Source organism: uncultured Ellagibacter sp., from assembly GCF_934617235.1.
Taxonomy (GTDB): domain Bacteria; phylum Actinomycetota; class Coriobacteriia; order Coriobacteriales; family Eggerthellaceae; genus Ellagibacter.
This window is the reverse complement of sequence record NZ_CAKTTZ010000043.1, coordinates 1-20,114: the sequence shown is the minus strand read 5'-3', so window position 1 is coordinate 20,114 and position 20,114 is coordinate 1. Positions and strand designations below refer to the sequence as shown.

Sequence of the window (20,114 nt, the reverse complement as noted above, 5' to 3'; positions counted from 1 at the left end):
CGGCGCAAGGAGATATATTACGCGACCCTCCGCCTGCCGTCAAGAACTTTTTTCAAAAAGTTTTGAGCGGGTTTGAAGTGCCGCTTTCCTTCTTCCAACTCGTTCGCTCTGAAAGAAGAAACCCACGCTCTCCTCAAACGCGGGTTTCTTATTATAGCTATTCGGTTTTACTGCCGCAAGACCTTTTTTTACACAAGCTTGATGAATTTGCGCTTGCCAACCTGCAGGACGCAATCCTTCAGCTTCTCGGGCTCGACGTTGTACGCCTTAGGAGCAACCGCCTCGCCGCCGAGCTTCACGCCGCCGCCATCGATGAGACGGCGCGCTTCGCCAACACTCTGCGCGAGGCCCGCGTCGTGGATGATCTTCGCGAGATAGACGAGCCCCTCTTCGTTGGGCGTGAGGTCGGGCGTGTACTCGGCGATGTCATCGGGGACGTCATGCTTCTTGAACACGAGGTCGAACTGCTCCTCGGCCGCGTTTGCCTGAGCTTCGTCGTAGTAAGCGGCAACGATGTTGCGGGCAAGGGCGCGCTTTACTTTATTAGGATGGAGCTCGTCGTTGGCCAAGCCCGCCTCGATCGCGTCGATTTCTGCAACCGACTCGGTCGACGCAAGGCGATAGTACTTCACCATAAGCTCGTCGGGAATGGACATGACCTTGCCGAACATGTCAGACGGCTCGTCGGTGAGGCCGATGTAGTTGCCGTAGCTCTTCGACATCTTCTTCACGCCGTCGGTGCCCTCGAGCAGCGGGAGCGTCAGGCACACCTGCGGCTCCATACCAAGCTTCTCCATAAGTTCGCGCCCGGCAAGCAGATTGAAGAGCTGGTCGGTGCCGCCGAGCTCGACGTCGGCCTTGATGACGACCGAGTCGTAAGCCTGCATCACGGGGTACATGAACTCGTGGAGGCTGATCGGCAGGTTCGAGGTATAGCGGTTATGGAAGTCATCGCGCTCGAGAATGCGCGCAACCGTGAACTGCGCCATGAGTTTCAGAAGCTCTTCCATGTTGAGCGAGAGGATCCACTCGGAGTTGTAGCGAAGCGTCGTCTTCTCGGGATCGAGAATCTTGAATGCCTGGTTGACATAGGTTTCCGCATTCACCTTGATCTGCTCGCGGGAAAGTTGCGGGCGGGTCGAGTTGCGTCCGGACGGGTCGCCGATCAGCGCGGTGCCGTTGCCGATGATGAGCGTGACCTCGTGGCCGAGGTCCTGGAACTGGCGCAGCTTGCGCAACGGAACGGCATGGCCGATATGGATGTCGGGAGCCGTTGGGTCGACGCCGAGCTTGATGTTGAGGGGTTTGCCGCGCTTGAGCTTTTCAAGCAGAGCGCTTTCCGGCACGATTTGCGCCGTGCCAGAGGAAATGATGTGAAGCTGTTCTTCAGGTGTGAGCATCGAAATGTCCTTCATACAACGGATTTGCACAAGTGATTCTATCACATAGGCTGCATGAGCCCCGAATCTACTGAACGCCGCGGAAGAGGTGGCCTGTGGTAGCGCTTGTGATCTTGGCGACCGAGTTGCCGTCGGACTGCGCGATACGCAGCGCGCGAATCGCCCGGCCAACCGCCTGTGCCGCCTGCTCGCCGTTCATGAGCGTCGTGTCGACCATGAACGAGGTGACGCCCGCCGCCATGAGCTCGGGAAGCGAGGCCACCAGGTCGAGCTCGACGCTGTTGTAGAGATGGCTGCGACCAAGCGCGTCGGTGATGACGGGGAAGTCGAAGTCCTTGCGATCCTTCAGGTAATGCGGGCTGCGCCGACGGCGGCATTCTCCGCAATCCTCGCTGCACGGACCCTGGCTCATGAGAAGGCAGTGCTCGGTAATCATGAGCTCTTGCGCACCCGAGATGAAAAGACCCAGCTCAACCGGGGTATCACGAGACAGCTCGCGAATCTGGTCGAGCGATAGCTCGGGAGAGAGCCACACGCGAACGGCGCCCATACGGGCAACCTCGTCAAGCGCAAGCCTGTTCGTGACAGGCAGATGCGGGCCGACCTCGAAGGGAATCCCGATCTCGGCGGCCATCTGCATAGCGCCGAGGCTTTCCACAAAGACGGGGCGTCCCGACGTTGCATAACGCCATGGGTCGAAATCGAGCTTCGCCTCACGCGAGAGCCCGACCTCATCATGATCGACGACGGGCATGGCGAGAAGACACTGCTTGGGGTAGCCCGCCTGCTCGACCGTAGCCGTGAGCTGGCCCGCGACCACCGCTTCGCCGCGCCCGTAGTTCAATGCCGGGACATATACCATATGAGCGCCCGTGCGCTTAGCGGCCCGCGCGCACACGGGGTTCGTCGTCCATGCGCCGATGCGCGCGCCGCTCGGGCGGATCGCGGGAAGCTCCTCGCGATCCTCGGTACGGGGAAGACGACGCGCATGGTAGGCAGCCAAAGCGTTCTCGGTCAGATTATCGAGCGCTTCGGCGCGAACGCGATGCAGCTGGGAGAAGCCGATGCCGACCCCCTCGTCGAGCTCGACATCGAGATGCGTGAGAACATACGGGGTCGAGCCCAAGCGATCGATGTGGGCGCGAACGTCCTGTTCGGAAACTGCTTTCGTGCGCGCGGGCTCGACTTCGTCCCCGCTTGCCACGCCGCGAACCTCGGCGAGGTCGTCCTGCGCCGCACAAGCAAAGGAGAAGGAAACCTCGAGCGGCTCGCCGATACGCAGGCGAACCGTGCCCTCGACCTCTACGCGCGGCTCGAGGGAATCGTCCTCGAACGCCTCCTTTGCGCTGCGAACGCGGAACACGCGATCGCCCGCACGCACGCCCTTCACGCGCGCGTCGAGAGCGATGCGGGCGCGCCCCTTCTTGTCGAAGGAGAGGTCGGACACCGTTTGGGCGGCATGCCCCTTTCCCGTCCAGAATTCGAGGACATCACCGATCGAGAGCTCGTGCTCGGCGGAGATGGTCGCTGCGCCGTTGCGCGCTTCTGCCACGCGGCCGATAAAGGCGCCCCGATTGTTCGGACGCTGATAGCTCATGATGTCGTTTCCGCGCTGACCTTCGAGATACGCCGTGGTGAATCCGCGGGAGAAGGCTTCCTCAAGCGTGCGGCGCTCGTCCTCTGTCGGACGGGCGGTGGAAATTGAACCCTCCTGCGCGTACACCCGGTCGAGCACGCGGCGATACACCGACACGACTGCCGACACGTAATCGGCCGACTTCATGCGCCCCTCGATCTTAAGCGACGCGACATCGGCGCGAGCCAAGTCGGGAAGCAGGTCGACCGAGCAGAGGTCCTTCGGGGAAAGAAGATGGTCGCCAGGCGCCGAAAGGGGGTTTCGCTGGGCGGCGTTGTGCAGTTCGTAGGGCAAGCGGCACGCCTGTGCGCACAAGCCGCGATTGGCCGAGCGGCCCCCGATCAGAGAGGACATAAGGCACTGGCCGGAATAGCAGATGCACAGCGCGCCGTGACCGAACGCCTCGACTTCGACGCCAGCTTCTGCACCAACCTGTACGAGATGGGCGATTTCTTCTAAGGAAAGCTCGCGGGCGAGCGTGACGCGCTTGGCGCCCATGCGGGCAGCGGCGCGAATGCCAGCAGCGTTGCACGTGTTCATCTGCGTGGAAATATGCAAGCGGATATCGGGGAGCGCTCGCGCGATCTCGCTCGCGAGGCCGATGTCCTGGATGATGAGCGCATCGGCACCCGCGCGCCACACCTGACGAGCGCATTCGAGCGCGCGGCCCACCTCTCCCGGCAGCACGACGATGTTGAGCGTGACATAGATTTTCACGCCGCGTAAATGTGCGTAATCGCACGCCTCCTTGAGTGTGGCGATAGTGAAATTATCGGCCCCGCGGCGCGCGTTAAACGACTCGAGCCCGAGATATACCGCATCTGCGCCGGCACGCACGGCAGCGTGGAGGGCGCTCATGTTGCCCGCAGGCGCCAAAAGTTCCATATTCCGCATAAGGTTGGTGTCTCCTCGTCTGAAAGACCAGATGGTCGGTTCATGGTAGTATAGACGAATCATGAGAGTAAGGAGAAAACACCGTGAAATGCGCACCCATGCTCCAGCATGGGGAGTACTCGTTGCGGCGTTTTCGCTTATCCTCATCGTCGGGCTCGGAGCCTTCGGCGTGGGGCGCATCGTGGACGCATGGGTCGGCGATCTGCCCGACGTGCACGACCCGAACGCCTTCACCTACAGCGCCAAGACGCGCATCTACGCGAACGACCGCACCACGCTTTTGGCGGAGTTCTTCTTACAAGACCAAGAGCCCATCGAGAAAGACCAGGTGAGCGACTATGTGTTGCAAGGCACGGTCGCAACGGAGGACGCCCGATTCTACGAGCATGAAGGCGTGGACTTCTACGGTATCGGCCGCGCGCTCGTGAACAACATGAAGGGCGGCAGCCTCGAGGGCGCATCTACCATCACGCAGCAGCTCGTACGCAACACGCTCCTTTCAAGTGAGGCGAACGATATCTCGTTTCGCCGCAAAGTGCGCGAGGCAGAACTCGCCATCGAGATGGAGCAGGCCTATTCCAAAGACGACATCTTGCTCATGTACCTGAACACGATCAACTACGGGTCGGGGTGCTACGGAATCGAAGCCGCGGCGCAGCATTACTTCTCCAAGAGCGCGATCGACCTCACCATTGCGGAGGCGGCGACGCTTGTGGGCATTCCCCAGTCGCCGACGTACAACAACCCCGAGGATTATCCCGAGAACTGCACGAAGCGGCGCAACGTGGTGCTCGACCGCATGCTTTCCTATGGGACGATCACCCAGGAAGAACACGATAGCGCCGTCGAGGAGGAACTCGCCTTAGACGTCGAGGTTCTCGCCGAGGATGGCATCTACGCCTATCCGTATTTCACGAGCTACGTGCGGCAGCAGCTCCTCGATCAGCTTTCGTTCGAGGAAGTCTTCGACGGCGGGCTTACGGTCTACACCACGATCGACCCGACGCTTCAGGGCTATGCGGAGGAAGCGGCAGCGGAAGTGTACGACGATATGGCGAGGACCGGCGATAGCGACGTGAGTCTTTCGCTGACGTGCATCGACCCGCATACCGGCTACGTGCTTGCCATGATCGGCGGGAAAGACTGGTCGGACAGCCAGTTCAACCTCGCGACGAGCGCATCGGGGCGCCAGGCCGGCTCATCGTTCAAGGTGTTCACTCTGGCCGCCGCCATCGAGCAGGGCATCAGCCCGAAAACGGTCATCGACTGCTCCACGGGGTTCGTGAACGCGGCATGGAGCAAGCCTGTCACCAACTACGCGGGCGCAAACTATGGGTACCTTTCCATTGAGCGGATGACCTGGGTTTCCGCCAATACCGGCTTCGCACGCCTTGTCACCGATCCCGATGGCGTGACGCCGGAAAGCCTGCTCGACATGGCAGCGCGCCTCGGCGTGACGGGCGACGCAAAATACGGCTACGGCGCCTATCCCGCCCTCACGCTCGGTGCCGCTCAGACGAACACGCTGCGCATGGCGAGTGCCTACGGGGCCTTCGCGACCGGGGGCATTCGCCATGCCGACACCTGCATCACCGAGGTGATTGCACAAGACGGCACGACCCTTATCGACAACACGAACGTCCCCGGCGAGCAGGTGCTTTCCCCTGAAGTTGCCGGGGAGGTGACCCGCGTGCTGCAAGGCGTGGTCACCCAGGGAACCGGCCGCGGGTCGGCACTGTCGTCGGGCCAGGTGAGCGCGGGCAAGACAGGCACGTCGCAGGAGCATCGCGACCTGTGGTTCTGCGGCTATACCCCGCAGCTTTCCTGTGCGGTTTGGACCGGCGCCGCGCAGGAGCGGGAAATGTGGGAAGCCCCCTGGTGCAAGGACGCCTGGAGAATCTTCATGTCGCTTGCCCTGCAAGGCCGCGAGAGGGAGGCCTTCCCCACTGCCGCCGAGCCGAAGTTCGACAGCGCCTTCAACAAGAAGCAGTCGATCTACAGCGAAGATGCCGCGAAGGACACCATTGCGCAGCTTTCAGGCGCGAGCCTGGCCGAAGTGCAGGCGGCGCTGGGAAGCAACCTCACCATCGTGGAAACCTACAGCTCCACCGTAGCTGCAGGGTCGATAGTGAAGATCGAGTTCGCGAACGGGGTCTACACCGCCTATGTGTCGATCGGTCCTGACCCGAACGCGGGCAGCGATAGCGGCGGCGGCGCGGACTCGGGCGAGGAGCCACCAGGCGGAGGCGAAGGCCCCGTGGGTCCGCCCAATGACGGCGGGCAACCGGGCGGCGAAGGCGGCGAGCCTGCTCCGTAGGGGCCTTGGAATCCGCGCAGCAGCTGAAGAAGGCGGTGCTACTCGGTGCAAGGCCGCCACAGCAGCCGCTCCCCCACAACCTGGCCGGAAGCATTCTACCAGCATAAGCGAGAAACACGAAGGCGGCGGCCCGCATGATGCAGGTCGCCGCCTTCGAAGGTTATCGTTCTTTTCTTGAGAGTACAGAGCGCGCGAAAGTGAACGAGCCTCCAGGGTGAACTGCCCCAGAAGCCCTCACTCTCGAGAGGGACCGAGCCGTTAGTCCTTCCCAGCCGCCGCCTCGTCGGCCGCCTTCAGCTTGCCGATTCCCGCGTTGTAGGCATCCTGAATCGCCTGCAGACGAGAGTCGTACGTCGACCAATCGAAGGGTTCGGACGCAGTTGCGCCGTCGATCTCCGTGTAAAGCTGGATATAGGAATTAAGCGCATCCTTCAGGCTGTTCGCGCCGTCAACATAGCCAGCTGCGACATCCTTCAAGGGCTCGGGAGCCTCAAGAGCAGACAGGTCGTCGAGCACCTTGAATGCATTGTCCGCCTGAGTGCGCATGGTAACCACATCTCCACGCGAAACGGCGTCGACGAAATCGGAGAGGCGTGAATCAAGGTCGTCCATCTTCTGGTTGACCTGAGTCATGTACTCGCGGTTTTCCGATTGCTGGTCGTTTGCCTGGGTGGCCGCCTGCTGCATGCAGCCAGACAGAGCAACAGCAAGCATCGCGCTCACGCAAACAGCGGCGAGCGTACGGATGAATGAAGGTCGGGTCATGTGTTCTCCCATCGATGCGCGACGAGGAGAACCCGCCGCGCGATTGTACGAATCGTGCAAACTCTACTCTATCGGAACCGGTTCGGTCGTGCCACCGGTACCCCCGCCGGAACCACCTCCGGAATCACCACCGGTCGTTCCTCCGCTGGAGCCACCCCCCGTCGTGCCACCGGTGCCGCCAGTCGTTCCACCGCCAGACTCACTACCGGTTCCGTTGCCTTCGCCCGTAGTGCCTTGGTGATTCCCCGTGCCAGTCCCGTTTGCGGTCGTCGAATCCCCGTCGGTCTTCTTGTCCTTGTCCTCGTCCTCATCGTCGGTTGAGCTGTAGTAACCGCCGATGTGGTACTTGGTGTCCTCGTAGTTGCTCTTGTACTGGGGATCGCCCGCTTTCGGGAAATCCTCAGTCGGCTTGCCCTTGAGCACGACATTCATGAAGTCGGGGAACGTGCTCGCCGCAGACATTCCGCTCGGCACGCGCTGTGCATGGCTGTAGTCGCTACGATCGCCGAACCAGATCGCCACGGAAAGCTGCGGGGTAATGCCGCAGAACCAGCTGTCCATGTAATTCTCCGACGTTCCCGTCTTGCCCGCCGAAACCTGCCCGTTCGAGAGCGCCGCAGCCTGACCAGTGCCCTTCGTGATGACGCCCTTCATGACCTCGGTTGCCGCGTGGGCCACTTCTGCGGAAATAGCCCGCACACCCTTCGGTGACGAATTGTCAACCACGATGGAGTCGTTGCGGTCGACGATGCGCTCGACGCATTCGGGGTCGTAGTGGGTACCGCCGTTCGCGATGGTCGCATAGGCGTTCGCCATCTCAAGCGGCGTCACCGACTCGGAACCGAGCGTGAGCGACCCCGTTGCGGTAAGCGGCGAGGTGATGCCCATGCGCTTGGCAACGTCGACCACCTTGTCGGGGCCAATCGAAAGGATAAGGCGCGCAAACGCCGTGTTCGACGAAACCGCGAAGGAGTCCGCGATGCTCTTCGTCCCGTAGTTGGTGTGGTTGATGTTCGCGACTTCCCACCCAGGGAGGCTCGCAGTCGCCGAGGCGTCGATCATAGTCTGCGGGTCGATGCCCTGCTCGATTGCTGCCACCAGGGTGAACGTCTTGAACGAGGAGCCCGCCTGCCTACCCGAGCCGCCCGTGCCGGTCGCCATGTTGACCTGCGAGGCGTCGTAATCCTTACCGCCGACAAGCGCTCTGATGTAGCCGTTGTCGGGATCGATCGCCACCATGGCAACCTCGTAGTTATCGCCCGCGGCCTGTTCCTTCTTGCGTGCAGCTGCCTCGGCGGCCTCCTGCATGGAGACGTCAAGCGTGGTGTACACCTTCAGCCCGCCCTTGAAAAGCTCGTCTTTGGAGTACGCATATTTGCCGTTTGCGCTGGTCAACTGATCGCGCACGTAGCTCGTAAAATACGGATACGCCTCGATGCCCGTCGCGGAGGGCTCGGTCGGGTTGAGCACAAGCGGCTCAGCCTGGGCGGCATCGTGCTCCTCTTGAGTGATGACGCCGTTCGAAAGCATGCGGTCGAGCACCACGTTGCGGCGCTTCGTGCAGTTCTCGGGATAGTTGATCGGGTTGTTGTACGTCGGCGACTGGGGAATGCCCACGAGCGTCGCCGCTTCGGCGATGGTGAGCTCACTTGCGTGCTTCGAGAAGTAGCGCTCCGATGCGGCCTCGATGCCGTAAGCACCCGAACCATAATTGATCGTGTTCAAGTACATGAGCAGGATGTTGTCTTTGGAGTACTGCTCCTCAAGCTTGATCGAGATATACGCCTCACGAACCTTGCGCTTGATCGAGATATCGTCCATCTCCGAAGAGAGGATCGTATTGCGCACGAACTGCTGCGTGATGGTGGACGCACCCTCCAAGTCGCCGCCCATGAGGTTGTTCACCAGAGCGCGGCCGATGCCCCACGGATCGATCGCGCCATGGGAATAGAAGCGCTCGTCTTCCGTGGCAACCGTGCCCTTGAGCACGTAATCGCTGATCTCGTTGATTTCGACCGGGTCGCGATTCTCCAGCTGGAATTCCGCAAGCACCGTCTGTCCGTCGCTTGCATACACGACCGTCGGCTGCGCGGTGTTGTACGCGTCGGCGCTTTCGTAATCAGGGAGGTCGGTCAGCCACGACGAGGCGACAGACCAAACGCCCCAGCAAAGCGAGACGATAAATGCGAAGATAACCGCCACTACGGCGATCACCGCCGTCGACGGATGCTTCTTCTTGATATTGGCCCTGCTTTTAATCGCACGTGACGCCACGGGCACCTCCTCGTTAGTCCAGGTTATTGTAGCATCGGCTCGCTTTCCCCTCGAAAGCTCCCCCGTTTTGTCAGCAAATGGGCACAAGAGGTTCTCTTTGTGCACTCGAACTGCGCGTTTGCGGATAAAAGAAAGGCAGGGACCGATTTCTCGAACCCCTGCCCTTGCCGCTTCGATGGCCTCATTCGGCCCAGCGATGTCGCCTTACAAGAACGCTATGCGAGCGCCACCACATCGGCCTCGTCGGAGACAAGCGCCTCTTTCGCCTGAGCGAGCTGCTCTTTCACCGCGGAATTGCCCGTCCCTCCAAACGTCGTGCGCGCGGCAACGATGCTCGCGAGGTCGAGACACTTCGTGATGTCCTCCTCGAACAGATCGCTTTCCGCCTTGAAGTCCTCGAGCGAAAGGTCCTCCAGGCCGCACCCGCGCTTGTCGCACAGAAGCACAAGGTGCCCCACGATTTCGTGCGCGCGACGGAACGGAAGGCCCTTCTTCGCCAAGTAGTCGGCAACATCCGTCGCAGCGAGATAACCCTTTTTCGCCTGCTCAAGCATGGCGTCGGGGTGAATCTCCATGGTGTCGATCATGCCCGTGGCGCACCGATAGCAATCCTCGAGCGTCTTCGCAGCGTCGATGGCGCCTTCCTTGTCCTCCTGCAAGTCCTTGTTGTATGCAAGGGGAAGCGACTTCATAGTGACGAGCAACGCGACCAAGTCGCCGATCACACGGCCGGACTTGCCGCGGATGAGCTCGGCGAAGTCGGGGTTTTTCTTCTGCGGCATGATCGAGGAGCCTGTCGAGAAGGAGTCGGACAGGGTGACGAAGCCGAATTCCGCCGTCGACCAGAGGATAATCTCCTCGCACAGGCGCGACAGATGCATGCACGACACGCTGCAGGCATACAGAAGGTCGAGCAGGAAGTCGCGATCGGACACGGCATCGAGCGAATTGGGGATCACACGCGAGAATCCGAGCGCTTCAGCCGTCATGAAACGATCGAGCGGATAGGTGGTGCCGGCGAGTGCCGCAGACCCGAGCGGATTCGCATCCGCAGCGTCGTATGCCGCACGCAGGCGATCGAAGTCGCGGTCGAGCATCCACACGTACGCGAGCATATGGTGGGAGAAGAGCACCGGTTGCGCATGCTGCATATGCGTATAACCAGGCAAAATGACGTCGAAGTGCTTCTCCGCCTGCGACACGAGTGCGCGACGCAGCTCGGCATTGGCGGCCATAAGATCGCGCGCCCGTTTCTTCGCGAACAGGCGCGTGTCGGTGCAGACCTGATCATTGCGGCTGCGGCCTGTGTGAAGGCGCGCGCCCGCATCGCCGATCTCGGCGGTAAGGACGCTTTCGATGGACATGTGGATGTCCTCGTTGTTGATGTCGAACGGGAAGTTACCCGCCTCGATCTCGCCCTTGATGCGCGCAAGCCCCGCATCGATCTTGTCGGCGTCCTCCTGCGAGATGACGCCTTGGTGCGCGAGCATCGCCGCATGGGCGCGCGAGCCTGCGATGTCCTGCGCGTAGAGCTGCTTGTCGACGGGAAGAGATGCGCCGAAGCGCTGCGTGAACTCGCTCACGCCCTCTTCGAATCTGCCTGACCAAAGTGCCATGGTGTGTGCCCTTTCAATCGGTGAGAATTACCACGTAAATGCCCCGAGCCTTAGGGGGCCGTCCGGGTTTGGCGTCCGACAACCTTCAGTCGCTCAGACAGTCCTCGCTTCGCTGCGGAACTCGCTTTGTGAAGGCTGTCGGACGCCAAACCCTACGTTTCGGGATTTGATCACGCCCGCACCGCCTCGACTTGCGTTAATCATTACGAGAAGGGCGCCCTTTTGTGAGCGCCCTTGGGTCGTTCGCTTCTGAAGACAACGCTCGCTTCGACCCTGTTCAACCTGTGGGATTCGGAAAGTCGCAGGTCGAGCAAGAGTCAGCGAGCAGTGTTCTGGCAAGTGCAGATGGCGCGAAAGGCTGAGGAAGCGCAGTTGAGGTACGCGACAAAACCCTGGAGCGCCAGCTGTGCCGTCAGAACGCCGCGCAGCGTCGGCTCGTTTCGCTGGTCGGCAGACCATCGAAACACCCTTTACTGGCGATGCTTCTCAGCCCAGACCTTTCCGAAGAGGCTGTAGATGTTGATGAAGCCCTTCGCGGATTTGTGGTCGAAGGTGTCGCCCTCGTCGTAGGTGGCGAGCTCCTTGGTGTAGAGGGAGTAGTCGCTCTTGGAGCCCGTGACCGTGCAGGTGCCCTTGTAGAAGGACAGGCGCACAGTGCCCGTGACGTTGACCTGCGTGGTTGCAAGGAATGCGTCCAGACCGGCCTTCAGCGGGGCGTACCACTTGCCGTTGTAGACCTGGTCGGCCCACTCGTGTTCCACATGAAGCTTGTAGTGGAGCACGTCACGCTCGAGGCAAATATCCTCAAGCGCCTTATGCGCCTTGATGATGGCGAGCGCACCCGGAGCCTCATAGCACTCGCGGCTCTTCACGCCGACGAGGCGGTTCTCCACCATGTCGAGGCGACCGAAGCCGTTCGCGCCGGAGATCTTGTTCATCTCGAGGATGACGTCGAGGTAGCTCATCTCCTTGCCGTCAAGCGCGCAGGGGATGCCGTCCTTGAAGGAGATCTCCACGACGGTCGGGGTGTCGGGAGCCTTCTCAGGGTCGACGGTCATCGTGTAGATGTCCGCCGGCGGCTCGTTCCAGGGATCTTCGAGGACACCGCACTCGATGGCGCGACCCCACAGGTTGTCGTCGATCGAATAGGGCGACTTCTTGGTGGTGGGAACTTCCACCCCATGGGCCGCCGCCCAATCCATCTCCTGCGGACGGGTCTTCAGATCCCACTCGCGAACAGGGGCGATGATTTCCAGCGACGGATCGAGCATCATGATAGACGCCTCGAAGCGCACCTGGTCGTTGCCCTTGCCGGTGCAGCCGTGCGCAACGTACTTCGCGCCGAACTCGTGCGCGATGTCGACGAGGTGCTTCGCGATCAGCGGGCGCGAGAGGGCGGACACGAGCGGGTACTTGTTCTCGTAGAGCGCGTTCGCGGCGAGCGCGGGAGTGAGATATTCCTTGGCGAATTCCTCACGCATGTCGACCACGCGGCACTCGATGGCGCCGGTGCGCAGGGCCTTGTCGTGAATCTTCTCGAGGCCGTCGTGCTCCTGTCCGACATCGCCAACGACGGCGATGACGTCGAGCCCGCGCTCCTCCTGCATCCACTTGATGCACACCGACGTGTCAAGGCCACCGGAATAGGCCAAGACAACCCTGTCCCTTTGTTCGCTCATTTCTGTATCCTTTCCCAGCTCAAAACTGTTTTAACCACGGTAAACCAAATGTGTCCTACGCATCTGGCGAACTATAAAATCCCACCAAGTTTCTCGATTAACGCATCGACGTCGGCCTTGCCGCACACGAGCGGCGGCAAAAAGCGCAGCGTGTGCGCACCTGTCGCATTGAGCAAAAGCCCTGCGGAAAGCCCGTCGAGCACGACGTCGGGAGCGCTCTTGCCGTCCTCGGCCAGGTCGGCCGCAAGCATGAGTCCCACACCGCGCACCTCGGTGACCTGGGGAAGCGCGGAAAGCTGCTCGCGCAGGTACGCACCCACCTCAATCGCGTTCGCGGCGAGGTCTTCCTTTTTGATCTCGCTCAGCGTCGCTTCCGCCGCCGCCACTGCGAGGTTGGACCCTCCGAACGTGGAGCCGTGATCGCCCGGCTTGAACGCCGCTGCCACTTCCCCGCGCGCTGCGCACATGCCGCAGGGGAAACCCGAGGCCACGCCCTTCGCGATAGAGACGATATCGGGCACGACATCGTAGTTCTGGAAACCGAAGGGCTTGCCAGTGCGGTAGATGCCGCACTGCACCTCGTCGCAGATCATGAGCGCGTGATGTTCGGCCGTGAGACGGCGAACCGCTTCCATGAACTCGGGGCTGCAGGGATGCACGCCGGATTCTCCCTGGATAGGCTCGAGCATGACAGCGCAGATGGAATCGCCCTGCGCCTCGAACAGCGCTTCAAGCGCCGCGACGTCGTTTTGCAGCGTGGGCGTGAAGCCGTCGGGCAGCGGCTGGAAAAGCTCCTGCTTGGCAGGCTGCGCGGTCGCGGCAAGCGTGGCGAGCGTACGGCCATGGAAGCTCTTCTTCACCGTGACGATCACGCGCGGAGCTGCTTCCCCATCGCCGCCTTCTGCCTCAACGCGACGGCGCGCATAGGCGCGGGCGAGCTTGATGGCGCACTCGTTCGCTTCGGCGCCCGAGTTCGCGAAGAACGTCTGCCAGGGTGCCTGGTCAGCGGCGGGCGCCTCCTCGTTCAGCGCGTCGGAGAGCAGCTTGCCCACCTGGCCGCGATGCTCGATGTAATAGTAGTTGCTCACGTGAATGAGCGTGGAGGCCTGCTTGGTGATTGCGTCCACGACGGCAGGGTGGCAATGCCCCAGGCTCACCGCGCCGATTCCCGCGATGAAGTCGAGGTATTCCTTGCCCGCGTCATCGCGCACAACCATGCCCTTGCCTTCCACCAGCTCGACCGGCTTGCGGCCGAACGTGTGCATGACGTAGGTTTCCTCTAGTTGCTGCTGCTCAGCAAGACTCATTGTTTCTCCTTCTCACAAAGGCGGAAAGACCGCCCACGTTACACCAGTTTGCTTGCGAAGCTGCCCTCGCGCGTGGAGTCGAACGCCACGTCGCCGTCGGGCGGGACGATCATGGTGCCGACGCCCTTGTCGGTGAGCATCTCGAGCAGAAGCGCGTGCGGCGTCGTGCCGTTTAAGATGTGCGCACGATGCACGCCCGCGTCGAGCGCGCGGATGCAGGATCGCAGCTTCGGGATCATGCCCGTCGAGACCTGCTTTTTGTCCACCATCTCGCGGACTTCATCAAGCGAGATGCGCGAGATGAGCGTCGACTTGTCGTCGAAGTCGCGGTAGAGGCCGTCGACGTCGGTCAAGAAGAACACCTTGTGCGCGCCGATGGCTGCCGCCACATGGCCCGCCACCACATCGGCGTTCACGTTGAAAAAGCCGCTGCCCGGCTCTTCGCCGATGCCGACCGACGCGAGAACGGGAATGTAGTTCGCCGACACGAGGTCTTCGAGAAGCTGCGAGTTGATGCGCGCGACGCGCCCGACGCGCCCAAGCTGCTCGCTCGCCTGTTCGGCGATGATCGTGGCCCCGTCGGCGCCCGACAGGCCCACGGCGACCCGACCGTGTTCGTTCATCGCCTCGACGAGCTCCTGGTTCACCTGGCCCGCGAGCACCGAGCGCACCACTTTCATTGCCTCATCGGTGGTCACGCGCTGACCGTCGATGAACTTCACGGGCATGTCGAAGCGCTTCATGGCCTCGGAGATGGCGAGCCCGCCCCCGTGCACGATCACCGGGTTCACGCCGATAATCTTCAAAAGCACGATGTCAGCCATGACCTCGGCGCGCAGCTGTTCGTCGACCATGGCGGAACCGCCGTACTTGATGACAATGGTCTTGCCGGTGATGTTCTTGATCCACGGCATCGCCTCGGCGAGCACTTCGCCTGTGATGGTATCGACTCCGTTCGGTCTGCTGTCCTTGTCGTAGTTCATGGCAATTAGGTCCTGTAGTCTCCGTTGATGGTTACATAATCGTGCGAGAAGTCGCACGTCCACATGGTGGTTTCGCACGTGCCAGCGCCGAGGTTCACGTCGATCGCAATCTCCGGCGCCTCGAAACGTCGCAGCGCCTCGTCCTCGTCGAAGGCGACAGTGAGCCCGCCGCGGCAAACGGGCATGCCCATGATATCGATGGACACGTCTTCCTGGCGGAATGCAGCGCCCGAACGACCCGCAGCGGCGGCAATGCGCCCCCAGTTCGCGTCATGGCCGTAGATGGCCGTCTTCACGAGCGGCGAGTTCGCGATGGTACGCGCAGCCGCGTCGGCATCGGCGTCGGAGGCGGCACCTGAGACGTGCACGGTCACAAGCCTCGTAGCTCCCTCGCCGTCGGCGGCCATCATACGCGCGAGATGCGTGCACACTTCCTTATAGGCGGCGGCGAGCGCATCGTAGGCGGGAGTCCCCGGCTCGATAGGCGCGGCACCCGGAGCCGCAGCTCCGCTTGCAAGCGTGACGCAGGTGTCGTTGGTCGAGGTGTCCGAGTCGACGGTGATCTTGTTGAAGCTCACGCCCACGGCGTCGCGAAGGATCTGCGAGAGATGCACAGCGGCGATGGGGGCGTCGGTCGTGACGATGGCGATCATAGTGGCCATGTTCGGCATGATCATGCCCGAGCCCTTCGACATGCCGCCAACGGTAAAGGTGGCGCCGTCAAAACCCAGGTCATCGCCTGAGAAGCTAACCGCGTACTCCTTCGGGTGCGTATCGGTGGTCATGATCGCGCGCGCGGCAGACGCCCCGCCTTCGCGGCTCGCCTCGGCGAGCGCCTGGGGAACACCGGTCTTGAAGGGGTCGAGGGGAAGATGCTGCCCGATGACGCCAGTCGACGCGACGAGTACCTCATCCTCGGTGCAGCCCACGGCGTCGGCGGTGATGCGCGCCATCTCGCGGGCATGCTCGAGCCCAGGGACACCCGTCGCCGCGTTCGCGATGCCGGAGTTCACCACCACAGCGCGCGCGGTGCCATAGCTCGGGGCGCCCGTGCCGCCGTCGGAGAGGTGCTCCCTCGAGATGATGACGGGCGCGGAGCAGAAGATGTTTTTCGTGAACGTGCCCGCCGCCGCGCAGGGCTCGTCCGCAACGACGAGCGCGAGATCGCGACGCTCAGGTTCCTTACGGAAACCCGCATGGATGCCGGCGGCCTTGAAACCGAGAGCGCTCGTGACGCCCCCGCCTTCTATCTGGGTATATGCTATCATGTCGGTTCCTTCCATCGGGTCCTACACTCCCACGACAAGCGTGGTTAAGCCCTCGGTCTGGTCGAGACCGAAGACGATGTTGGCGCACTGGACTGCCTGGCCGGCGGCACCCTTCCCCAAATTGTCGATCGCGCCGATGGCGATGACCATGCGCGCCTCCGCGTGGTAGGCAACGCCCACCTGCGCGCGCGCCGTTCCGGCGACTGACGAGGTTTTGGGAAGCGTACCCGCGGGAAGCGCCTCGACGAGCGGGGCATCCGCGTAGAAGCGCTGCTGGATAGTGGCGAGCTCTTCGGGGCTGGGAGCGTCGGCGTCCTGCGCGAGCGGCAGCTTCACCGTGGAGAGCAGGCCGCGGTTCATGGGAACGAGATGCGGCGTGAACACGAGCTTGCCGGGGGCGAGCCCCAGGATTTGCGAGATTTCCGGGGTATGGCGATGCGTTCCCACCCCGTAAGCTTCGACGTTTTCGTTCGCGAAGCAGAAATGGGTGCGCTCGGTTGCCTTCTTGCCCGCGCCAGTGATACCCGAAAGCGCGTCGACGATGACAGTAGCTTCCTCGTCGATGAGGCCGGAGCGCAGAAGCGGCGCGGCGGCAAGCGAGGTCGCCGTAGGATAGCAGCCCGCGCACGCCACGAGAACGGCTTCGCCTGCCGCTCGGCGCGCCGCGGCAGAGGCGAGCTCGTCGCCCGTGAGCTCGGGCAGGCCGAACGCCGCCTTCGCGAGAAGATCGGTTGAGGTGTGCGCCACCTTGTACCACTTCTCGTAAGTTGCGGGGTCCTTCAGGCGATAATCGGCAGACAGGTCGATGACCGTGGTGCCCGCCGCAATGAGGCTCGGCGTCATCGCAAGGGATGCCGTATGCGGGACGGCGAGGAAGGCCACGTCGAGGTCGGCAAGCGCGTTTTGATCGTGCTTGGAGAAGACGAGGTCGCTTGCGCCCGCGAACGCGGGATACACCTCGGCAAGCGCGCGTCCGGCGAGCGCATCGGAGGTGATTGCGCACAGCTCGAAACTGGGATGTCCCAGCAAAAGGCGCGTAAGTTCCGCACCCGCGAAACCAGCGGCGCCGACGATACCGGCTTTGATCTTCATGATGTCGATTCCTTATCGAATTGGTTCCGACGTTTGCGACCATGCGAACGACGAATCGACCGTCCGAAGCACAAGGCTACGACGGCGCGCGTCCTCGCGTAGGGCGAAGCGGCACGGACAATGGTAATGAAAAGGGGTTCCCGCCCAAAGAGAGCGCGAAAAAGTTACAGAGAAGAAACGCGCGAAGCGGCACGGCGCGAGGCTATGCCGTCGCGCAAAGGACGTCGTCGGGACACGACAGCAAAAGAAGCGGCGAGCGCTTTGCTATTCAGAATGCCCAAGTTCACGATTCGTCCTCGTTTTCGATACATGCCCAATTCTGTCGCCGCAACGTGCTACGATGTGCGGCGAAATTATTTTATACAAACCCGCTGGGGTTTGCACCACTTTTTTAGGCCAAGGAGCCAAACTATGAATGAACAGGCCAATGACCAGGCATCAGACGCGCAAAATTCCCCCGCGAACGGCACGGAGCTGTATGATCGCAACGTTGAGGCGATCGCGGCGTTCATCGAAAGCGGCTGCATAACGGGCGAAGGCGCGCTTGGCATCGAGCTTGAGCATATCATCGTGCGCGAAGACGGTTCGCCGGTGAACTACTCGGGCGAAGACGGCATCCAGAGCGTGCTCGAGGTGCTGCGCGCCGATTATCCGCAGGCAACCTACGACGCCGAGGGCGACCTTCTGGGCGTCGCGCGGCTGGGCGAAGCGATAACTATCGAGCCCGCCGCACAGGTGGAACTTTCCGCAGGTCCCTTCCGTAATCTGGCAGACGCGCAGACGTGCTTCGAGCGTTTCGAGAGCAAGCTCGAAGGAGTGCTTGCAGGAAAGGGCGCGAAACTTGCGAAGGCGGGATATCACCCCACGGCGCGCGCGACGAGCCTGGAGCTTATCCCCAAGCAACGCTACGAGTACATGAATCGCTACCTCGGCGCCGTGAGCCCCTTTGGGCCCTGCATGATGAGGGGCAGCGCATCGACGCAGGTGAGCATCGACTATACAAGCGTTGACGACTGCGTGCGTAAATACCGTGTGGCGAGCGCACTTACGCCGATTTTGTCGCTCATCGGCGACAACTCCCCCATCTTCGAAGGCGCGCCGCGCACCCATCGCATGGTGCGCACCGAAATCTGGCAGCACTGCGACCCCGAGCGCTGCGGCATCGTGCCGGGCGCTGTTGAGGGCTCGTTCACGCTGCGCGATTACGCGCGCTGGGTCTACGACACGCCGGCGATCCTCGTGCCCGACGGACAGGGCGGCTGGCGCGAGGATTCCCGCCGCTTCAGCGAGATCTACGCCACGCGCCCCATGAACCGCGCCGACATCGAGCACGCGCTGTCGATGGTGTTTCCCGACGTGCGCTTGAAGACCTACCTGGAGATTCGCCCCGCCGACGCGCTGCCCGTGCCCTACGCCGTCGCGTACGCCGCGCTCGTGAAGGGCATCTTCTATTGTGAGGAGAGCCTGGCGCGTGTAGAGGGGCTTATCGCCGGCGTCACGACGGACGACATCGAGTGCGCGAAAAATTCGCTGCAGGAACTGGGCTATGAGGGCGAGATGTACGGCATGCCAGCCTCCGGGTTTGCCGACGAGGTCATGGCTGCCGCGCGAAGTGGGCTTACCGGTGGCGAGCGAGGCTTTCTCGAGCCGCTGGAGAAACTCGTCGCCGCCCGAACGACGCTTGCCGATTTGGAGCAGCTGGATTTTTAGGGAGGCTTTGCCGCACACTTCGGATAGACTGACAGCTAACGCTTTTCAGACCGAGAGGAGATGCACTTCATGAGCAATGAGGGCAAAAAAGTGAAGACCCACTACAAAGGCACGCTCGACGACGGGTCGCAGTTCGATTCGTCCTACGACCGCGGCGAGCCGCTCGAGTTCACCTGCATGGCGGGTCAGATGATCCCCGGCTTCGACAAAGCCGTGCGCGACATGGAGGTTGGCGAGACCAAGACGGTCCGTCTCGAGCCCGCCGAGGCATACGGCGAGCACAATCCGGCGCTTGTGCAGAAGATGCCGCGCGCAAATGTCCCCAACGCCGATCAACTGCCTATAGGACAGACCATCTACCTGCGCTCGGGCAGCTCGGCACCCTTCCCCGCGCGCGTCGTGGAAGTGACCGACGACTTCGTGAGCTTTGACATGAACCACGAGTTGGCAGGCCAGGCGCTCACCTTCGAGATCACCCTGGTAGAGGTCGCGGACTAGAGCGAAGGCGCGGAATCCGCGCGAGCTGCACGACCTTGCGGGGGCACGGCAAAAGTGCTCCGCGCGCCCCTGCAGCTCGCCCGACTATGTGCTCCGCGCGCCCTTGCGACCCACACGCTCTTGCAAGGTCGCATAGCAACGCAGCCTTGCAGCTCGCGTGGCCGTGCGACCCTCTGATTCCAAAAACCCCCGTATCCGCTCGCTCTTGCGAGAGGATACGGGGGTTTCTCGTGGGCTATCTGGTGGGAATCGCTCGCCATGCTTTTCCGTGGGCTTTCCCGCGAAGCTCGTTCGCCAGGCCTTCTTGCAGGGGCTTTCCCGCAGGGCTTTTTCGCCAAGCTCGCTCGCTAGGTTTTCTCGTGGGCTTACCCGCAGAGCTCGCTCGCTGGGCTTTCTCGTTTTCTTTGGCTCCTAACTGTACGAAATCGCCGTTTTGTTGTGAAAAAACGGTGAAGAGCAAGTCCTAGAAGCCTTATGAGTCCCTATTACGGGACACGCAAGCCTATTTCATCTTGTGAAATTCCCCATTTTGAAGCAAATTGGGGAATTTCACTCATTTCCTACATAATAAAACGGCGATTTCGTACAGAAACTCTGCCTCTCTATGTTAAACCACCGTTGACATGTCGGCGATCTGCCTGGTCCAGTAGACCATGGCGTCGCCGCATTCGAGGT

At 61.9% G+C, this 20,114-nt stretch carries 13 protein-coding genes; 3 read left to right on the top strand and 10 right to left on the bottom strand.

Going from position 1 to position 20,114, the window contains the following annotated elements; all coding sequences use genetic code 11:
- Positions 1 to 188 precede the first annotated feature (188 nt).
- Complete coding sequence (tyrS, locus tag Q0G85_RS08385) at positions 189 to 1,400, bottom strand: tyrosine--tRNA ligase (RefSeq protein ID WP_297156649.1); 1,212 nt, start codon at positions 1,398 to 1,400, stop codon at positions 189 to 191.
- A gap of 67 nt (positions 1,401 to 1,467) precedes the next feature.
- Positions 1,468 to 3,930 (bottom strand): DUF3656 domain-containing protein, encoded by a 2,463-nt coding sequence (locus Q0G85_RS08380; RefSeq protein WP_297156647.1) that lies wholly within the window; start codon positions 3,928 to 3,930, stop codon positions 1,468 to 1,470.
- Between the two features lie 88 nt (positions 3,931 to 4,018).
- Between Q0G85_RS08380 and Q0G85_RS08375 the strand changes: the two genes are divergently transcribed.
- The gene (locus Q0G85_RS08375) at positions 4,019 to 6,247 is read left to right on the top strand and encodes a transglycosylase domain-containing protein (RefSeq protein ID WP_297156644.1); all 2,229 of its coding nucleotides are present in this window, start codon (positions 4,019 to 4,021) and stop codon (positions 6,245 to 6,247) included.
- A 258-nt stretch (positions 6,248 to 6,505) separates the two neighbouring features.
- Here the strand turns inward: Q0G85_RS08375 and Q0G85_RS08370 are convergent, their stop codons facing one another.
- From Q0G85_RS08370 to argC, 8 genes are all read right to left on the bottom strand, one after another.
- Complete coding sequence (locus Q0G85_RS08370) at positions 6,506 to 7,012, bottom strand: hypothetical protein (RefSeq protein WP_297156639.1); 507 nt, start codon at positions 7,010 to 7,012, stop codon at positions 6,506 to 6,508.
- 63 nt (positions 7,013 to 7,075) lie between these two features.
- The gene (locus tag Q0G85_RS08365) at positions 7,076 to 9,286 is read right to left on the bottom strand and encodes a transglycosylase domain-containing protein (RefSeq protein WP_297156638.1); all 2,211 of its coding nucleotides are present in this window, start codon (positions 9,284 to 9,286) and stop codon (positions 7,076 to 7,078) included.
- Positions 9,287 to 9,501: 215 nt separating this feature from the next.
- The gene (gene argH, locus Q0G85_RS08360) at positions 9,502 to 10,902 is read right to left on the bottom strand and encodes an argininosuccinate lyase (RefSeq protein ID WP_297156635.1); all 1,401 of its coding nucleotides are present in this window, start codon (positions 10,900 to 10,902) and stop codon (positions 9,502 to 9,504) included.
- Between the two features lie 470 nt (positions 10,903 to 11,372).
- Positions 11,373 to 12,581, bottom strand: a complete 1,209-nt coding sequence (locus Q0G85_RS08355) for an argininosuccinate synthase (RefSeq protein WP_297156633.1) — start codon at positions 12,579 to 12,581, stop codon at positions 11,373 to 11,375.
- A 71-nt stretch (positions 12,582 to 12,652) separates the two neighbouring features.
- Complete coding sequence (locus Q0G85_RS08350; protein WP_297156630.1) at positions 12,653 to 13,888, bottom strand: acetylornithine/succinylornithine family transaminase; 1,236 nt, start codon at positions 13,886 to 13,888, stop codon at positions 12,653 to 12,655.
- A 38-nt stretch (positions 13,889 to 13,926) separates the two neighbouring features.
- A complete protein-coding gene (gene argB, locus Q0G85_RS08345) occupies positions 13,927 to 14,871 on the bottom strand; it encodes an acetylglutamate kinase (protein WP_297156627.1) in 945 nt (314 codons plus the stop codon).
- A gap of 5 nt (positions 14,872 to 14,876) precedes the next feature.
- Positions 14,877 to 16,139, bottom strand: coding sequence for a bifunctional glutamate N-acetyltransferase/amino-acid acetyltransferase ArgJ (gene argJ / locus Q0G85_RS08340; RefSeq protein WP_297156624.1), 1,263 nt, complete (start codon positions 16,137 to 16,139; stop codon positions 14,877 to 14,879).
- 21 nt (positions 16,140 to 16,160) lie between these two features.
- A complete protein-coding gene (gene argC / locus Q0G85_RS08335) occupies positions 16,161 to 17,231 on the bottom strand; it encodes an N-acetyl-gamma-glutamyl-phosphate reductase (protein ID WP_297156621.1) in 1,071 nt (356 codons plus the stop codon).
- Between the two features lie 411 nt (positions 17,232 to 17,642).
- On the opposite strand from argC, the gene Q0G85_RS08330 reads away from it, so the two are divergent.
- Both Q0G85_RS08330 and Q0G85_RS08325 read left to right on the top strand, forming a co-directional pair.
- The gene (locus tag Q0G85_RS08330; protein WP_297156618.1) at positions 17,643 to 18,941 is read left to right on the top strand and encodes a glutamate-cysteine ligase family protein; all 1,299 of its coding nucleotides are present in this window, start codon (positions 17,643 to 17,645) and stop codon (positions 18,939 to 18,941) included.
- A 69-nt stretch (positions 18,942 to 19,010) separates the two neighbouring features.
- A complete protein-coding gene (locus tag Q0G85_RS08325; RefSeq protein ID WP_297156615.1) occupies positions 19,011 to 19,439 on the top strand; it encodes a peptidylprolyl isomerase in 429 nt (142 codons plus the stop codon).
- Positions 19,440 to 20,114: the final 675 nt, after the last annotated feature.